At 68.5% G+C, this 16,143-nt stretch carries 18 protein-coding genes and 1 pseudogene; 5 read left to right on the top strand and 14 right to left on the bottom strand.

Going from position 1 to position 16,143, the window contains the following annotated elements; translation table 11 throughout:
- Positions 1-8 precede the first annotated feature (8 nt).
- From ACFVYE_RS28230 to ACFVYE_RS28220, 3 genes and pseudogenes are all read left to right on the top strand, one after another.
- On the top strand, positions 9-506 hold the full coding sequence (locus tag ACFVYE_RS28230; protein ID WP_383975150.1) for a hypothetical protein: 498 nt from the start codon (positions 9-11) through the stop codon (positions 504-506).
- A 91-nt stretch (positions 507-597) separates the two neighbouring features.
- Positions 598-1,593, top strand: coding sequence for a type I pantothenate kinase (coaA, locus tag ACFVYE_RS28225; protein WP_383975147.1), 996 nt, complete (start codon positions 598-600; stop codon positions 1,591-1,593).
- A 148-nt stretch (positions 1,594-1,741) separates the two neighbouring features.
- Positions 1,742-1,975, top strand: a pseudogene (locus ACFVYE_RS28220) (DUF389 domain-containing protein); the annotation flags it as partial.
- 154 nt (positions 1,976-2,129) lie between these two features.
- Here ACFVYE_RS28220 and glmM read toward each other — a convergent pair.
- The 5 genes from glmM to ACFVYE_RS28195 all read right to left on the bottom strand — a co-directional run bounded on the left by glmM (position 2,130) and on the right by ACFVYE_RS28195 (position 7,005).
- Complete coding sequence (gene glmM / locus ACFVYE_RS28215; protein ID WP_383975141.1) at positions 2,130-3,488, bottom strand: phosphoglucosamine mutase; 1,359 nt, start codon at positions 3,486-3,488, stop codon at positions 2,130-2,132.
- 238 nt (positions 3,489-3,726) lie between these two features.
- The gene (gene rpsI, locus ACFVYE_RS28210; RefSeq protein WP_030914197.1) at positions 3,727-4,254 is read right to left on the bottom strand and encodes a 30S ribosomal protein S9; all 528 of its coding nucleotides are present in this window, start codon (positions 4,252-4,254) and stop codon (positions 3,727-3,729) included.
- A gap of 44 nt (positions 4,255-4,298) precedes the next feature.
- Positions 4,299-4,742, bottom strand: a complete 444-nt coding sequence (gene rplM, locus ACFVYE_RS28205) for a 50S ribosomal protein L13 (protein ID WP_114246110.1) — start codon at positions 4,740-4,742, stop codon at positions 4,299-4,301.
- Between the two features lie 285 nt (positions 4,743-5,027).
- Positions 5,028-5,279: a hypothetical protein gene (locus tag ACFVYE_RS28200; protein WP_389607620.1), complete on the bottom strand. Its 252-nt coding sequence runs from the start codon at positions 5,277-5,279 to the stop codon at positions 5,028-5,030.
- Positions 5,280-5,376: 97 nt separating this feature from the next.
- The gene (locus ACFVYE_RS28195; protein ID WP_383975151.1) at positions 5,377-7,005 is read right to left on the bottom strand and encodes an ABC-F family ATP-binding cassette domain-containing protein; all 1,629 of its coding nucleotides are present in this window, start codon (positions 7,003-7,005) and stop codon (positions 5,377-5,379) included.
- Between the two features lie 58 nt (positions 7,006-7,063).
- Here ACFVYE_RS28195 and ACFVYE_RS28190 point away from each other — a divergent pair, with 58 nt between their 5' ends.
- Complete coding sequence (locus tag ACFVYE_RS28190) at positions 7,064-7,918, top strand: hypothetical protein (protein ID WP_383975134.1); 855 nt, start codon at positions 7,064-7,066, stop codon at positions 7,916-7,918.
- A 17-nt stretch (positions 7,919-7,935) separates the two neighbouring features.
- Positions 7,936-9,849: a hypothetical protein gene (locus ACFVYE_RS28185; protein WP_389607619.1), complete on the top strand. Its 1,914-nt coding sequence runs from the start codon at positions 7,936-7,938 to the stop codon at positions 9,847-9,849.
- 24 nt (positions 9,850-9,873) lie between these two features.
- Here the strand turns inward: ACFVYE_RS28185 and truA are convergent, their stop codons facing one another.
- The 9 genes from truA to map all read right to left on the bottom strand — a co-directional run bounded on the left by truA (position 9,874) and on the right by map (position 15,977).
- The gene (gene truA, locus ACFVYE_RS28180) at positions 9,874-10,728 is read right to left on the bottom strand and encodes a tRNA pseudouridine(38-40) synthase TruA (protein ID WP_383975128.1); all 855 of its coding nucleotides are present in this window, start codon (positions 10,726-10,728) and stop codon (positions 9,874-9,876) included.
- Positions 10,729-10,815: 87 nt separating this feature from the next.
- Entirely contained in the window at positions 10,816-11,328 is a 513-nt protein-coding gene (rplQ, locus tag ACFVYE_RS28175) for a 50S ribosomal protein L17 (RefSeq protein WP_327273496.1), read from the bottom strand.
- 188 nt (positions 11,329-11,516) lie between these two features.
- Positions 11,517-12,539, bottom strand: coding sequence for a DNA-directed RNA polymerase subunit alpha (locus ACFVYE_RS28170; protein WP_003966937.1), 1,023 nt, complete (start codon positions 12,537-12,539; stop codon positions 11,517-11,519).
- Positions 12,540-12,646: 107 nt separating this feature from the next.
- The gene (gene rpsD, locus ACFVYE_RS28165) at positions 12,647-13,273 is read right to left on the bottom strand and encodes a 30S ribosomal protein S4 (RefSeq protein WP_093897256.1); all 627 of its coding nucleotides are present in this window, start codon (positions 13,271-13,273) and stop codon (positions 12,647-12,649) included.
- Between the two features lie 31 nt (positions 13,274-13,304).
- On the bottom strand, positions 13,305-13,709 hold the full coding sequence (gene rpsK / locus ACFVYE_RS28160; RefSeq protein WP_003956432.1) for a 30S ribosomal protein S11: 405 nt from the start codon (positions 13,707-13,709) through the stop codon (positions 13,305-13,307).
- 105 nt (positions 13,710-13,814) lie between these two features.
- Positions 13,815-14,195, bottom strand: a complete 381-nt coding sequence (rpsM, locus tag ACFVYE_RS28155; RefSeq protein WP_018519286.1) for a 30S ribosomal protein S13 — start codon at positions 14,193-14,195, stop codon at positions 13,815-13,817.
- 194 nt (positions 14,196-14,389) lie between these two features.
- Positions 14,390-14,503 carry a 50S ribosomal protein L36 gene (gene rpmJ / locus ACFVYE_RS28150; protein WP_003956441.1) on the bottom strand — a complete coding sequence of 38 codons (114 nt, stop codon included), beginning with the start codon at positions 14,501-14,503 and terminating at the stop codon, positions 14,390-14,392.
- Between the two features lie 60 nt (positions 14,504-14,563).
- Entirely contained in the window at positions 14,564-14,785 is a 222-nt protein-coding gene (infA, locus tag ACFVYE_RS28145; RefSeq protein ID WP_003956442.1) for a translation initiation factor IF-1, read from the bottom strand.
- Between the two features lie 349 nt (positions 14,786-15,134).
- A complete protein-coding gene (gene map / locus ACFVYE_RS28140; protein WP_389607618.1) occupies positions 15,135-15,977 on the bottom strand; it encodes a type I methionyl aminopeptidase in 843 nt (280 codons plus the stop codon).
- Positions 15,978-16,143 lie beyond the last annotated feature (166 nt).

Below are 16,143 nucleotides of genomic sequence, written 5' to 3'. Positions count from 1 at the left end.
AGCGCCGGATGTCGAGCAGAACCGCGGTCGTGCTGGGGCTGTGCATAGGTGCGGGCCTCGTGGTGCTCGTCCCCGTGGGTCTGTTCACCCTGCTGCTCGTCCTGCGCTACGTGACCATCCCGCCGGAGCCGGACGGTCCCCCGCTCGTACTGACGAGCAGCCGGTTGCAGGGAACCTGGCGGGACGACCGCGGCGGGCAGCTCGTATTCGCCGACGACGGCAACTTCAGCGCCACGGATGCCTGCGGCGACTACTCGGACGCCGCCACCGACACCAGTTCCGGATTCGGTTTCCCCTCCACCATGACCGGAACCGGAACCTGGGAGTCGGGTACGTCCGAGTACGAGGACAACGCGACATCGGTGTCCATCGAGTTCGCCCCCGGCGACGTCAGCGGCGAACTCGCGGCCAGGGGCAAGGCCGATTCCGCCTTCCTGTGGACCTTCATCGGTGACCCCGACAGCGGAGAACTCTGTGTGCTCAGGAAAGTGAACACGCGGCCGTAGTCGGTACCGGCAGCCCGGAACGCGCCCCGCCGTCTCCCCACGTGACCGACCCCACCCCCCGCTCCGTCAAAACTCCCGCAACAATGAACACGTGATCACTTCGCCGCCACGGAGCACCCACCGACGTGCCGAGCACGCAGCGACGCCGTACGTCGATCTGTCGCGCGCCGAGTGGAGTGCTCTGCGCGACAAGACGCCGTTGCCGCTGACCGCCGACGAGGTGGAGCAGTTGCGCGGGCTCGGGGACGTCATCGACCTCGACGAGGTACGGGACGTCTACCTGCCGCTCTCCCGGCTCCTCAACCTCTATGTCCAGGCCACCTCGGGCCTGCGCGGCGCCCTGAACACCTTCCTCGGGGACGCGGGCAACGGGCACGGTGCGCAGCGGGGCACCCCGTTCGTCATAGGGGTCGCGGGCAGTGTCGCGGTCGGCAAGTCCACCAGCGCCCGTATCCTCCAGGCGCTGCTGGCCCGCTGGCCCGAGCATCCCCGGGTGGAGCTCGTCACCACGGACGGGTTCCTGCTGCCGATGAAGGAGCTCCAGTCGCGCGGGCTGATGTCGCGCAAGGGGTTCCCCGAGTCGTACGACCGGCGTGCCCTGACCCGTTTCGTCGCCGACATCAAGGCCGGCAAGGACGAGGTGACGGCGCCCGTCTACTCGCATCTGATCTACGACATCGTGCCGGGCGAGCGGCTCACCGTACGCCGCCCCGACATCCTGATCGTCGAGGGACTCAACGTGCTTCAGCCCGCGCTGCCCGGCAAGGACGGGCGGACCAGGGTCGGGCTCGCCGACTACTTCGACTTCAGTGTGTACGTGGACGCGCGGACCGAGGACATCGAGACCTGGTATCTCAACCGGTTCCGGAAACTGCGCGAGACGGCTTTCCAGAACCCGTTCTCGTACTTCCGCAAGTACACCCAGGTCTCCGAGGCGGAGGCCATGGAGTACGCGGCGACGATGTGGCGGACCATCAACAAGCCCAACCTGGTGGAGAATGTCGCGCCCACCCGGGGTCGTGCCACTCTGGTGCTACGCAAGGGGCCGGACCACAAGGTCCAGCGGCTGTCCCTGCGCAAACTCTGATTCTCCGAGCCTGGGAGTGGCCGCGTGCTGCATCCGGCGCCTGATCGTCCCCGCCGACCGTACGGACGAGATGACCTGCTGGGGAGCACCGTCGGTACGACGCATCTCGTGGTGCTGTCCGGGCCGCCGGCCGGGATCTCCACGAGGGATGGCGTTCCTGGCCGGAGTCGCCGGGACGCTCTCGCTCGCCTCGGCGAAGTCCGGTGCACTGATCGGAGTCGCCATCTCGGTGATCACCGTGCCGGCCGCGGCCAACGCGGCGGTGGCATTCAGCTGCGGCGACTGCACCCGGATGTCGGGCTCCACGGCCCGGCTGCCGACGAACCTCGGCGGGACCGTGGTCGCCGGGACACCGACGCCGCTGGTCCGGAAGGCCCTGTGAGCGGTGCACCGACGCCGGACGGGCTACGTTGCGGGCCCGTCCGGCGAACAGCGAGCGGCGCGGCCGACGCAACCGGACCCGTCCGGCGAACGGTCCCGCCGAGCCGGGGCCCGCCGAGCCCGCACCGGCCGACTACAGGCCGGCCAGGCCCGGACTAACCGAGTGCGGACTTCACCACATCGGCCAGCCGCTCGGCGACCGCCCGTGCCTGGTCGATGTCGGCCGCCTCGACCATGACCCGTACCAGCGGCTCCGTGCCCGACTGGCGCAGCAGTACGCGCCCCGTGGAGCCCAGCTCGCGCTCGGCCTCGGCGACCGCCGCGGCCAGCTCGGGGGAGGTGCCGACCCGGGACTTGTCGACGTCGGGGACGTTGATCAGCAGCTGGGGCAGCCGCTGCATGACCCCGGCCAGCTCGGCGAGCGTACGGCCGGTGGCCGCGACCCGGGCCGCCAGCATCAGGCCGGTCAGCGTGCCGTCGCCGGTCGTGGCGTGGTCCAGGACGATGACATGGCCGGACTGCTCGCCGCCCAGCGCGTAGCCCTCGGCCTTCATCGACTCCAGCACATAACGGTCGCCGACGGCGGTCTGGACGAGCTGGATGCCCTCCCGCTCCATCGCGATCTTGAAGCCGAGGTTGGACATGACCGTGCCGACCACGGTGTCCTTGCGCAGTTGCCCGGCCTCGCGCATGGCGAGGGCGAGCACGGCCAGGATCTGGTCGCCGTCGACCTCCGCGCCCGTGGCGTCCACGGCGAGGCAGCGGTCGGCGTCGCCGTCGTGCGCGACGCCGAGGTCGGCGCCGTGCTCGACGACTGCGGCCTTCAGCAGATCCAGGTGGGTGGAGCCGCAGCCGTCGTTGATGTTCAGACCATCCGGATCGGCACCGATCGTGATCACCTCGGCGCCGGCCCGCGCAAAGGCCTCGGGCGAGACCCGGGAGGCCGCGCCGTGTGCCTCGTCGAGGACGACCTTCAGCCCGTCGAGCCGGTTCGGGAGGACGGCGATGAGATGGGCGACGTACCGGTCGAAGCCCTCGGCGTAGTCGGTGACCCGGCCCACCCCGGCGCCCGTCGGACGCGCCCAGGGCTCACCGGTGCGGTGCTGCTCGTAGACCGTCTCGATCCGGTCCTCCAGCTCGTCGGCGAGCTTGTGACCGCCACGGGCGAAGAATTTGACACCGTTGTCCGGCATGGCGTTGTGGCTGGCGGAGAGCATCACACCGAGGTCGGCGCCCAGCGCGCCGGTGAGGTACGCCACCGCGGGGGTGGGCAGCACACCGACCCGCAGGACGTCCACGCCCGCACTGGCGAGGCCTGCCACGACGGCGGCCTCCAGGAACTCTCCGGACGCACGTGGGTCGCGTCCCACCACGGCTGTCGGCCGATGCCCCTCAAAGGTGCCCGCCTCGGCAAGCACATGCGCCGCAGCGACCGAGAGGCCGAGCGCCAGCTCAGCCGTCAGATCCGCATTGGCGACACCGCGCACACCGTCCGTGCCGAAGAGTCGTCCCACTGGTGTCCTCCGAAGATGCTCAGAAACCGCAAACCAAACCAAAGCAAACCGACGCAACACAGCAACACGATGCGCACAACGCGGCGCGTCCGTCGCCGGGCAACGCAACACAACGCTGCGTACGCGAGCATATGAACGTCCTATGCCGTTATACGCCCGAGGGTGCCGATAGACGAACGCCCCGGCAAGCACAAGGTGTGCCGCCGGGGCGAACGTGTAAAGCAGATGAGCAGGCGGTTTAGCGCTTGCTGTACTGCGGGGCCTTACGGGCCTTCTTGAGACCGGCCTTCTTGCGCTCGACCGCACGGTCGTCGCGGGAGAGGAAGCCGGCCTTCTTCAGCGGGGCGCGGTTGTTGTCCACGTCCGCCTCGTTCAGCGCACGGGCCACACCGAGGCGCAGGGCGCCGGCCTGACCCGAGACGCCGCCACCCGAGATGCGGGCGATGACGTCGTAGCGGTTGTCGAGCTCGAGCACCTTGAAGGGCTCGTTGACTTCCTGCTGGTGCACCTTGTTGGGGAAGTAGTCCTCAAGGGTGCGACCGTTGATCTTCCACTTGCCGGTGCCCGGAACGATCCGGACGCGGGCGATGGCGTTCTTCCGACGGCCAAGGCCGGCGGCGGGCTGCGGGTCGCCGAAGCGGGAAGCCAGCGACTCGCTGGTGTACTCGCCCTCGACGGGAACCTCGGACTCGAAGGTGGTCACCTCAGCGAAAACCTCTTCGCCCTCGGTGCCCTCGACGGGGTTCTCAACAGTGGTCTCGGCCACGATTCTCCTCAGATCTTTCTTTTGGTCTTAGGGGGAGGCCGGAACTACTGCGCGACCTGGGTGATCTCGAACGGGACCGGCTGCTGCGCAGCGTGCGGGTGCTGGTCGCCCGCATAGACCTTGAGCTTCGAGAGCATCTGACGGCCCAGGGTGTTCTTGGGGATCATGCCCTTGATGGCCTTCTCGACAGCCTTCTCGGGGCTCTTGGCGAGCAGCTCGTCGTAACGGACGGAGCGGAGACCACCCGGGAACCCGGAGTGGCGGTACGCCATCTTCTGGGTCTTCTTGTTGCCGGAGAGGTGAACCTTCTCGGCGTTGATGATGATGACGAAGTCGCCCATGTCCATGTGGGGGGCGTAAATCGCCTTGTGCTTGCCGCGGAGGAGGTTCGCAGCCGTGGTGGCCAGACGACCCAGGACGATGTCCTGCGCGTCAATGATGTGCCACTGGCGCGTCACATCGCCGGGCTTGGGGCTGTACGTACGCACTTCGTAGCCTTCGCTTCTTCAGTGGATGAGGTCCAGACACATGGCACCCCTGAAGCGATCATGCAGCTGGGGCCCACAATGCCGGGAACGCTGTCCGTATGCGAGCCACTGGTAACTGCTCCAGAGAACCTACGTAAGGGCTCTTCGCGTGAGAACGACGAAGCCGATACGTATAACAAACCAGAAGAATACCGTCGCTCCCCCGCGCGGGTCAAAACAGCCCCCGGACCCCGGCCCTGCCAGGCTTTCGGCCGCCCCGAAGCCCGGCGTTCAGGCGCCTCGAAGTCAGGCCTCGGTCGCCGCGAACAGGTCCTCGGCGACCTCGGCGGTCAACGACCGGTCGAGCCAGTCGCTCAACACATCCAGATCACCACACGAAACGATCCGCTCCCGCACCTGCTCCGACACCGCGACTCCGCGCTTGGACAGAATCCGCAGAATGTCCTCGGCACGCCCCTCGGCACGTCCCTCGGCACGTCCCTCGGACCGCAGCCGCTCAGACGTCTCCGAGCGGAAGAAAGAGAGGTCGACAGACATCAGATCCCTCCAGATCTGTGCGGCCGGAGCAGAGCCCGGGCCGAGTTCGGTGAGTTCAGCGAAGATCATCGCCGTGTCGTCGTCACCCGGCGCCCCCTTACCGCACCCGCTCCACCCGCCGCTCGTCCCACACCGGCTCCGTCGTCTCCCGTACGACGCCGTCCGAGCCGAACACCAGATACCGGTCGAAGGACTTCGCGAACCAGCGGTCGTGCGTGACGGCCATCACCGTCCCCTCGTACGCCTCAAGACCGTCCTGCAGGGCCTCGGCCGACTCCAGGTCCAGGTTGTCCGTCGGCTCGTCCAGCAGCAGCGCCGTCGTGCCGGCCAGCTCCAGGAGCAGGATCTGGAACCGCGCCTGCTGCCCGCCGGACAGCTTCTCGAACGGCTGGTCACCCTGCCGCTCCAGCTCGTACCGCCGCAGCACGGACATTGCCCCGCCGCGGTCCTTGGCGTACTCGGTCCACAGGATCTCGACGAGCGTGTGGCCCAGCAGCTCCGGATGGGCGTGCGTCTGCGCGAAGTGACCCGGTACGACGCGCGCCCCGAGCTTCCACTCCCCCGTGTGCGCCACCGGCTCGCCCGCGAGCAGCCGCAGGAAGTGCGACTTCCCGGAGCCGTTCGAGCCGAGGACGGCGACCCGCTCCCCGTAGAAGATCTCCAGGTCGAAGGGGGCCATCAGCCCGGTCAGCTCCAGCCCCTTGCAGGTCACCGCCCGTACGCCGGTCCGGCCGCCGCGCAGCCGCATCTTGATGTCCTGCTCGCGCGGCGGCTCCGGCGGGGGTCCCGCGTCCTCGAACTTCTTGAAGCGGGTCTGCATCGCCCGGTAGCGGGACGCCATGTCGGGGCTGATCGCCGCCTGCTGCCGCAGCCGGTGGACCAGCGCCTTCAGCCGGGCGTGCTCCTCCTCCCAGCGCCGCAGCAGCTCCTCGAACCGGGCGAACCGGTCCTTGCGGGCCTGGTGGTACGTATCGAAACCGGCGCCGTGCACCCACACGTCGCTGCCCGCCGGGCTCGGCTCGACGCTGACGATCTTCTCGGCGGCCCTGGACAGCAGCTCCCGGTCGTGGGAGACGAAGAGGACCGTCTTGCGGGTCTCCTTCAGCTTCTCCTCCAGCCACCGCTTTCCGGGGACGTCGAGATAGTTGTCCGGCTCGTCGAGCAGCAGCACCTCGTCCGGCCCGCGCAGCAGCGCCTCCAGCACCAGGCGCTTCTGCTCACCGCCGGACAGCGTGCGCACCTCGCGCCACTGCGCCTTCTCGTACGGGACACCGAGCGCGGCCATGGTGCACATGTCCCACACCGTCTCGGCCTCGTACCCGCGGGCCTCCGCCCAGTCGCTCAGGGCCTGCGCGTACTTCATCTGCGCGGCCTCGTCGTCGACGGTGAGAATCAGCTCCTCGGCCCTGTCGACCGCCAGAGCCGCTTCCCGGATACGGGGCTGGGAGACGGAGACCAGCAGATCCCGGACCGTACGGTCGTCCCGCACGGAGCCCACGAACTGCTGCATCACCCCGAGCCCGCCGCTCACCGACACGGACCCGCCGTGCGGCTGGAGCTCCCCGGCGAGCAGCCTCAGCAACGTGGTCTTCCCGGCGCCGTTCGCCCCCACGAGGGCGACCACGGCCCCGTCCGCGACCCGGAACGAAGCATCGCCGAGCAGCACCCGCCCGTCCGGTAGGTAGTACTCCAGATGGCCTGCTTCAAGATGTCCCATGCACAGCATTGTCACGGGACGCGAAGCCCTGGCCCAACCGGTTTCTGTTCCGTCTAGGATTCGCCGCATGAGCTTTGGGCAAGGGGGGCCCTCCTGGGGGCCCGGGGGCACACAGACTCCGGACTGGGCAGCGCTGGCCGATGAGTCCGCCGCGCGCAGCCGCCGCAAGAAGTGGCTGCTGATCGGCGGCGGCGTGCTCGCCACCGCGGCCGTCGGCGCCATCGTGGCGACGGCGGTCATCTCGACCGGCAACGGCAACAGCGCCACCGGCTCCGGCAAGAACGCGAGCGAGCTGCCGGCACCGACCGACCTGCCGAACAACACCGCCGAGCCCGAGCCGTCCTTCTCCTCGGTGGCACCACCGCCCCCGCCGGACCCGAAGGACTACATATCCGACGTCAAGAAGGACAAGGCGCCGATCACCGTCGACGCGTTCTTCCCCGGCAAGAAGCTGACGATGGGCGACCGCGTCTACGCGAGGGGTGCGACGCAGCAGACGAAGAACTGCGCCGCCACCACCAAGGGCGCGCTCGGCTCGATCCTCGTCAACAACGGCTGCGACCAGGTCATCCGGGCCACATACAGCAAGGACGGCGTCGCCGTCACCGTCGGCCTCGCGGTCTTCGAGACGGAAGCCCAGGCGAAGAAGGCGGCCCAGCAGTCGAGCGGCAGCATCGCCACACTGAGCGGCGCGGGTGTGCCGGCCTTCTGCCCCGCCGGATCGGTCTGCCGCCGTACCGCCAACTCCTACGGCCGCTACGCCTACTTCGCCATCAGCGGGTACACCAGCGGCAAGAACGTCACCAAGGCCGACAAGAACGCCTTCGTCACCGGTGACGACCTGACGAACTTCACGTTCCGTCAGATCCGCCACCGCGGCGAGCTCCAGGCATCGGCGGCGGCCACCGCACCCGCCGCCTGACACGGCCCGGGGATCTCGTGCGCCTTCCGTTCCTCCTCACCCTGCCCCGCGTGCTGCGCCACAGCGCGGCCATAGGCGCCGATCTGCCACCGGACGAGGCCGTGGTCGTCGACGCCCCGGACGCCGCACTCCGTACCGCCCTGACCTCGGCCACGGAGGGCGACCACGACCCCTCTCGCGAACTGCTCGCCGCGACCCGCGAGCACACGCAGTGGGAGCTGAGGGACGGTTACGTGTCCCGTCTCGCCGAAGCCGCCCTGCACAACCCCGGCTGGCTGGACGCCTGGCTGGCCGAATCCCCCGAGGACCCGGACGCGGCTCTGGTCCGGGCGGGCCTCTGCATCGACCGGGCCTGGGAAATGCGTACGGCAGAACGCGCCAAGCATGTCTCGCGCGACCAGTTCCGGGCCTTCTTCGCGCTGCTGGAGGACGCGGCCCCGGTGATCGGCCGGGCGGCCGAACTCAACCCCGCCGACCCCGTGCCGTGGCGCATCGCCCTGACCCACGCCAGGGGCAGCCAGGCCCCGCGCGATGTCTTCGACGAGTACTGGGCGCAGGCCCTGTCACGTGACCCGCACCACTACGGATGCCATGCCGCGGCCCTCCAGTACCTGTGCGCGAAGTGGTGGGGTTCGCACGAGGAGATGTTCGGCTTCGCCGAGACCGCGGCCGATACGGCCCCGCCCGGTTCGAAGCTGCACGCGCTGCCGCTGTCCGCGGCGCTGGAGTACGTGGTCGTGTCCCCCTCCTCCTCCCCCGGCACACCCGCGGGCCCCGACCCGTACGCGCCCCGCGTCGCGGCGGCGGTCGCCCGCGCACTGGACCTCTCGGCGGCGTACGAACCGGGCAGCCACGAGGCGGCCGGCTTCCGCAACCACCTGGCCCTGATGCTGCTGCGTACGGAGCGCTGGGACGAAGCGCTGGACGCGTTCCGCAGTATCGGCGTCCATGCCACCAAGTACCCCTGGGGGTACTTCGGCGACGACCCGCGCCAGGAGTTCCTGGAGACCCGCTCGGGCGTCCGTATCCACGTGGCGACACGTACCCCGTTCTTCGGCCGTCCCCCGCAGCCCCGTACCGTCCCCGCCACCACCCGCGTCTGGACGCCGGGCGCTCCGTGCGCGGTCGCGATAGCGGCGGCCCGCCCGGCGGACGTGGCACAGGCGGCACTGATGTGCGGCGTCTCGCTCCGCACCGCCCCGGCCACCGCCACGCACACCTACGTCGAGGCCGTCCCGGAAGCCCGGCCCGCCAAACGCTCGGTCCTCTCCACGGAGGACCCGCTGACCACGGCGGCCGACAACTTCACCACCGGCGAGAAGTGGCCCACGCTGGTCCTGCGCCGCATGCCCGAGCGCTGCGGGCTCACCCTGTTCCTCAAGGGCAGGCCCCTGGCCACCCACGAGTGGAACGCCACGGCCCCGGCCCCCGACCACGCCACGGTCACCGCCACGGCCGAAGCCCTGTCCCGCGCCTTCGCCCTCGCCGACCCCCGCCCGCTGACCCACATCCTCCGCTCCACGGGCAACCCGGCCCGCCACCAGTCCGACCTCCTGGCGGCCCTGTCCCTGCCCCCGCTGCCCCCGGGCTTCGGCGACCGCCCGGAAGTCCTCGACACCCTCCCCGACGCCCGGGTCCTCACCCGCCGCGGCCTGCTGGCCGGCATGCGGTCCACGATGAGAACCGAGGACGGCGAACACCCGCCGGCTCCGGACAGCTACGAACCCCGCCCACCGAGCTGGTGGCTGCTGCGCATCCTGGGCCTGCTGCTGTTCACGGCAGCCGCGGTCCACGCCTGGTCGGCCCCGGACAGCCGCCCGCTGAGGACAACGACGGCCACACTCGCCTCCCTGTACACGGCAGCCCGACTGACGAGCGCCTGGCGACAACGACGCCGGGCACGCTGCGCGGCCGCGCCGGCCCCAAAGTGAGCAAGGGTCGCTCTCCAGCGGGCCTCAGCAGCAGCCGGCTCCGGGGAGCGTGCGCACATTGCGCGCCTCCTTGGAGCGGGCGGCCAGCAACTCGTCGGCCGGGTACGCCACTTCCTCCAGCGTCAGCCCATGGGGACGCACCACATGCACGCCGGGATCCCGCAGCCGCGCCGCCAGCACCTGTGCGGGCCACTCGGCCGGGCGGCGCCCGTCCCCGACGAACAGCGCCGCCCCGATCAGCGCCCGCACCATGTTGTGGCAGAACGCATCGGCCTGCACGGTCGCCGTCATGATCCCGGACGGCTCGTCCCGTACCCAACTCAGCTTCTGCAGCGTACGGATGGTCGTCGCACCCTCACGCTTCTTGCAGTACGCCGCGAAGTCGTGCTCCCCGACCATCCGGGCCGCCGCCTCGTTCATGGCACCGACGTCCAACGGCCGGTCGTGCCACAGCACATGACCGCGCAACAGCGGATCCACCCCACCGGGACGATCGGCGACACGGTACGCGTAACGACGCCACAGCGCCGAGAACCGGGCGTTGAACCCGGCCGGAGCCTCCGCGATCCGCCAGATCCGTACATCGGGCGCCATCCGTCCGGCCATCCGCCGCAGCAGCTTGTCCGCGTGTTCGGCCCACACCTCGTCCGGCAGATCGACATGGGCGACCTGGCCCCGGGCATGCACCCCGGCATCGGTGCGCCCCGCGACGGTCAGGTCGTACGTCCGCGAGGACCGCGTCACGGTCCGCAGCGCATCCTCGATCTCCCCCTGGACGGTCCGCCTGCTGGTCTGCTTGGCCCAGCCGGAGAAGTCCTTGCCGTCGTACGCCAGGTCCAGCCGCACCCGTACGAAGCCGGGCTCTACCTCGTCACTCACCGAAGGATCCTTTTCTGCCAGTACATACGGAACGGGCCCGCACCGCCCCGAAGGGTGATGCGGGCCCGTCCAGTGGTCTCAGAACGCTCAGGCGTCCTTGGACTCCGCGTCGGCCTCGGCCGGCTTGGCGTCCTCGACGACCTCGGCGGACTCGGCCGGGGCCTCGTCCTTCTTGAGGGCGTCTTCCTTGACCGCACGCTTGGTCGCGGCCTCGGCCTCACCGGTGGCCTGCTGGGCCACGGTCAGCGCCTCGACCAGCTCGATGACGGCCATCGGGGCGTTGTCGCCACGACGGTTGCCGATCTTGGTGATGCGGGTGTAACCACCGGGGCGGTTCTCGTACCGCGGGGCGATCTCGGTGAAGAGCGTGTGCACGATGCCCTTGTCCGTGATCGACTGCAGCACCAGGCGACGGTTGTGGATGTCGCCCTTCTTCGCCTTGGTGATGAAACGCTCGGCGACCGGACGCAGGCGGCGGGCCTTGGCCTCGGTCGTGGTGATGCGGCCGTGCTCGAACAGCGCCTTCGCAAGGTTGATGAGAAGAAGCTTCTCGTGCGCAGCGCTGCCGCCCAGACGGGCACCCTTGGCGGGCTTCGGCATGGTTTTTCTCCTTGTGTGCTGCACCGGCCGTATCAGGTACCGGTGTCAGTTCCCGTGCGGCGGACGCCACACGGAAGATCAAGAGCCGACCGGGCATCGATCGAAATCAAGCCCATCGGCGATTGAGGACAAAGCCTCACCCCGGTCCGGGGCACCCGGCAATCCCGGGCACCCCAGCCGGAGGCGTACTAGTACTGCTCGGTCTCCACGAAGCCGGCGTCCGCGTCGTCATCCGCGCCGAACGCGTCGGCCGCGGCCGTCGGGTCGAATCCGGGCGGGCTGTCCTTGAGCGCCAGACCCATACCGGCCAGCTTCGCCTTGACCTCGTCGATCGACTTCGCACCGAAGTTGCGGATGTCGAGCAGGTCGGCCTCGGAACGAGCCACGAGCTCACCCACGGAGTGGATGCCCTCACGCTTGAGGCAGTTGTACGAACGAACCGTGAGCTCGAGCTCCTCGATCGGCAGCGCCAGATCGGCAGCGAGAGCGGCGTCCGTCGGGGACGGGCCCATGTCGATGCCCTCGGCGTCGATGTTGAGCTCGCGCGCCAGACCGAACAGCTCGACCAGGGTCTTACCGGCCGAAGCCATGGCGTCACGGGGACGCATGGCCTGCTTGGTCTCGACGTCGACGATCAGCTTGTCGAAGTCGGTGCGCTGCTCGACACGGGTCGCCTCGACCTTGTACGTGACCTTGAGCACCGGCGAGTAGATGGAGTCGACCGGGATACGGCCGATCTCCTGGCCCACCTGCTTGTTCTGGACGGCGGAGACGTAGCCGCGACCGCGCTCGACGGTCAGCTCCATCTCCAGCTTGCCCTTGCCGTTCAGCGTGGCCAGGACCAGGTCCGGGTTGTGGACCTCGACACCGGCCGGCGGGGCGATGTCAGCAGCGGTGACCAGGCCGGGACCCTGCTTGCGCAGGTACATCACGACCGGCTCGTCGTGCTCCGAGGAGACGACCAGCTGCTTGATGTTGAGGATGAGGTCGGTGACGTCCTCCTTGACGCCCGGCACGGTGGTGAACTCGTGCAGGACACCGTCGATCCGGATGCTGGTGACAGCAGCGCCGGGGATCGAGGAGAGGAGCGTACGGCGAAGAGAGTTGCCGAGGGTGTAACCGAAGCCCGGCTCCAGCGGCTCGATGACGAACCGGGAGCGGAACTCGTCAACGACCTCTTCGGTCAGCGACGGACGCTGAGCGATAAGCATGTTGCGTTCCTTCAGTCGTGGGCGCCCACTATTTGACGCCCCCAGATACTGACAAGGGTACGGGCGGCACGACCCGAAAGAGCCGTACCGCCCGGACCCACGAGCTACTACTTGGAGTAGAGCTCGACGATCAACTGCTCCTGCACCTGGGTGTCGATCACCTGGCGCTCGGGCAGGGAGTGCACGAGGATCCGCATCGTCGACGGCACAGCTTCGAGCCACGCCGGTACGGTGCGCTCGCCGGCCTCGGCCTGGGCCACCTGGAAGGGGGTCAGGGCCTTGGACTTCTGACGAACCTCGATGACGTCGTTCACGGCTACGCGGGCCGACGGAATGTCGGTCTTCGTGCCGTTCACGGCGATGTGTCCGTGACGCACCAGCTGACGGGCGTGGTCGCGGGACTTGGCGAAGCCTGCCCGGTAGACCACGTTGTCGAGGCGGGTCTCAAGGATGCGCAGAAGGTTCTCACCGGTCTTGCCGGTCTTCTGGTTCGCTTCCTTGTAGTAGTTCACGAACTGTCGTTCAAGAACACCGTAGATCCGCGAGCACTTCTGCTTCTCACGAAGCTGAAGAAGGTACTCGCTGTCCTTGGTGCGCCCGCGTCCGTGCTCACCCGGGGGGTAAGGACGGATCTCGATCGGGCACTTCGCGCTCTCGCACTTGCTGCCCTTGAGGAACAGCTTCTGCTTCTCCCGACGGCAACGCTTGCAGTCGGCCCCGGTGTATCGCGCCATTTTCCAGTTGTCTCCGTTGCTTCAGACGGAATCAGACGCGGCGACGCTTGGGCGGCCGGCATCCGTTGTGCGGAGTGGGGGTGACGTCCTGGATCGAACCGACCTCCAGGCCAGTGGCCTGGAGCGAACGGATCGCGGTCTCGCGGCCGGAGCCCGGACCCTTGACGAAGACGTCAACCTTGCGCATGCCGTGCTCCTGCGCGCGGCGGGCGGCCGACTCGGCGGCCATCTGCGCGGCGAAGGGGGTGGACTTGCGCGAGCCCTTGAAGCCGACGTGGCCGGCGGAGGCCCAGGAGATCACGTTGCCCGAGGGGTCCGTGATCGAGACGATCGTGTTGTTGAACGTGCTCTTGATGTGCGCGTGGCCGTGAGCGACGTTCTTCTTTTCCTTGCGACGCACCTTCTTGGCTGCGCCCTGACGACCCTTGGGGGGCATGTCTTGACTCCAGATGGAGAGGGGAGGTGATCGGTCCTACAGCGAAGACCGCTGGTTGCTGCGGATGGCCGGTGTCCCGGACGCCCGCAGTGCGTCCGCTGAGGACTACTTCTTGCCCGGCTTCTTCTTACCGGCGATCGCGCGACGCGGGCCCTTGCGGGTACGAGCGTTCGTGCTGGTGCGCTGGCCGTGGACCGGCAGGCCGCGGCGGTGACGCAGGCCCTGGTAGCAGCCGATCTCGACCTTGCGGCGGATGTCGGCCTGGATCTCGCGACGAAGGTCACCCTCGGTGCGGAGGTTGGCGTCCACGTACTCGCGGATCTTGACCAGGTCCTCTTCGGCCAGGTCGCGAACGCGGGTGTTCGGGTTCACGCCAGTGGTGGCGAGAATCTCCTTGGACCGGGTGCGCCCGATACCGAAGACGTAGGTGAGGGCAACCTCCACGCGCTTTTCGCGCGGGATGTCAACACCTGAAACGCGTGCCATTCAATGGCTCCAGTTGTTATTTCGGGGGTCTTCCGCAGTGCCACTCCCGATCGCCGACCTCTCGTGACGAGAGGTGGTACGCCCGGGTCCCCGGCCCCCGCCGGAGGTGTCGTCAGCCGAAGCTTGGACGGACTCTGCGTATGTACGTATTACGTGCGTCGCGCGAAGTACTGCGAGATGCAGGGGGTCGTGCGTCAGCCCTGGCGCTGCTTGTGGCGCAGGTTGTCGCAGATGACCATGACCCGACCGTGACGGCGGATCACCTTGCACTTGTCGCAGATCTTCTTGACGCTCGGCTTGACCTTCATGGGATGTCAGGTTCTCCGGGTCAGTGCCACCACCACGCCGAAGCGGGGTGCGGGCAAGATCTACTTGTAGCGGTAGACGATCCGGCCACGCGTCAGGTCGTACGGAGAGAGCTCCACGACGACCCGGTCATCCGGAAGGATTCGGATGTAGTGCATCCGCATCTTGCCGCTGATGTGCGCGAGGACCTTGTGACCGTTCTGGAGTTCCACCTTGAACATGGCGTTCGGGAGGGACTCGATCACGGTGCCCTCAATTTCGATGGCACCTTGCTTCTTGGCCACGCTTCGCCTTTCGAATCGGCTACCTTGATCGACTTTCGCTGCCGTATGCGGACACACGGATGCACGAGAGCCGACGAGTCAGTCTACGTCAGCGGACTCCAAAAGACGAATCCGTCAAGTTTGCCCACCCCGGGAGATCCTTAGACCTCCACAAGGGGGTCAAATCGGCCTATGGGGTCTCCCCCGGTCCGCAAGGACCTCGGGGAAGGGTCCGGGGCCGCCTCGATCCCGGCCCCTCCCTCACGCAGCCCCCGGGGGCCCGGCGCCAGGGCGTCTCACAAGCTACGGCCGGCTGAGGCGCACTCCGTCCGCCGGACGAGTGATCAGCCTGTGAGGTCTCCCCTGGTCCTCAAGACCTCGGGGAAGGGTCCGGTGCCGCCTCGATCCCGTACTGGGCCAGCTTCGCCCTGCCGCAGTCGGGGGCCGTCAGGACCAGCGGGCCCTGCTCGGTGAGGGCGATCGAGTGCTCCCAGTGGGAGGACCATGTGCCATCCGTCGTGATCACGGTCCAGTCGTCCTGGAGCACCTCGGTCTGCGCCGTGCCGAGCGAGACCATCGGCTCGATGGCCAGGCAGACGCCGGGCACGAGCTTGATGCCCTTGCCGCGCTTGCGGGCGACATAGTTCAGCAGGTGCGGGTCCATGTGCATCTCGGTACCGATGCCGTGGCCGCCGTAGTCCTCGATGATCCCGTACTTGCCGGTGGCGGGGCGGGGCTGGCGACGGATGTAGGACTCGATCGCCTTCGAGATGTCGACGAGGCGGTTGTTCACCTTCATCGCGGCGATACCGGCCCACATGGACTCCTCGGTGACCCGGGAGAGCTCGATCAGCTCCGGAGCGTGACCGGTGCCGACGAAGGCCGTGTATGCGGCGTCGCCGTGCCAGCCGTCGACGATCGCGCCGGCGTCGATGGAGATGATGTCGCCGTCCTTGAGGACGGTCTTGTCGTCCGGGATGCCATGGACGACGACCTCGTTGACCGAGGTGCAGATCGTCGCGGGGAACCCGCCGTACCCGAGGAAGTTCGACTTCGCACCGTGATCGGCGATCACCTTGCGGGCGACCCGGTCCAGGTCCAGCGTGGTGGCGCCGGGGACCGCCGCCTCGCGGGTGGCCGCGTGAATGGCAGCGACCACCAGCCCCGCCTCACGCATCTTCGCGATCTGCTCGGGGGTCTTGATCTGCACCATTGCGCGGCGCCTCTCTGCATCGGACTGCGTAGAACGGTGGCGGGTGCGGCCGTACTCAACGATACGGCGCAAACAGTCGGCCGCGGGGGCCCAGGGCGCCGCGGGCCCGGGGACAAAGAATGGCGGGGTTTTGATAAAGCCATGGGGGGCGTGGGTTGCGCCAAAC

The sequence above is a fragment of the Streptomyces sp. NPDC058239 genome (assembly GCF_042882185.1).
Taxonomy (GTDB): domain Bacteria; phylum Actinomycetota; class Actinomycetes; order Streptomycetales; family Streptomycetaceae; genus Streptomyces.
The sequence above is the reverse complement of the archived record's forward strand: the minus strand, read 5'-3'. Positions and strand labels throughout refer to the sequence as shown.

Bases quoted from the DNA above. Each gene is read 5' to 3' on its own strand.
- ACFVYE_RS28230 (WP_383975150.1), top strand. From the start codon at position 9: ATGTCGAGCAGAACCGCGGTCGTGCTGGGGCTGTGCATAGGTGCGGGC.
- ACFVYE_RS28200 (WP_389607620.1), bottom strand. From the start codon at position 5,279: ATGTCTGTCGACCTCTCTTTCTTCCGCTCGGAGACGTCTGAGCGGCTG.
- ACFVYE_RS28195 (WP_383975151.1), bottom strand. From the start codon at position 7,005: ATGCTGTGCATGGGACATCTTGAAGCAGGCCATCTGGAGTACTACCTA.
- ACFVYE_RS28190 (WP_383975134.1), top strand. From the start codon at position 7,064: ATGAGCTTTGGGCAAGGGGGGCCCTCCTGGGGGCCCGGGGGCACACAG.
- rplQ (WP_327273496.1), bottom strand. From the start codon at position 11,328: ATGCCGAAGCCCGCCAAGGGTGCCCGTCTGGGCGGCAGCGCTGCGCAC.
- ACFVYE_RS28170 (WP_003966937.1), bottom strand. From the start codon at position 12,539: ATGCTTATCGCTCAGCGTCCGTCGCTGACCGAAGAGGTCGTTGACGAG.
- rpsD (WP_093897256.1), bottom strand. From the start codon at position 13,273: ATGGCGCGATACACCGGGGCCGACTGCAAGCGTTGCCGTCGGGAGAAG.
- rpsK (WP_003956432.1), bottom strand. From the start codon at position 13,709: ATGCCCCCCAAGGGTCGTCAGGGCGCAGCCAAGAAGGTGCGTCGCAAG.
- rpsM (WP_018519286.1), bottom strand. From the start codon at position 14,195: ATGGCACGCGTTTCAGGTGTTGACATCCCGCGCGAAAAGCGCGTGGAG.
- rpmJ (WP_003956441.1), bottom strand. From the start codon at position 14,503: ATGAAGGTCAAGCCGAGCGTCAAGAAGATCTGCGACAAGTGCAAGGTG.
- map (WP_389607618.1), bottom strand. From the start codon at position 15,977: ATGGTGCAGATCAAGACCCCCGAGCAGATCGCGAAGATGCGTGAGGCG.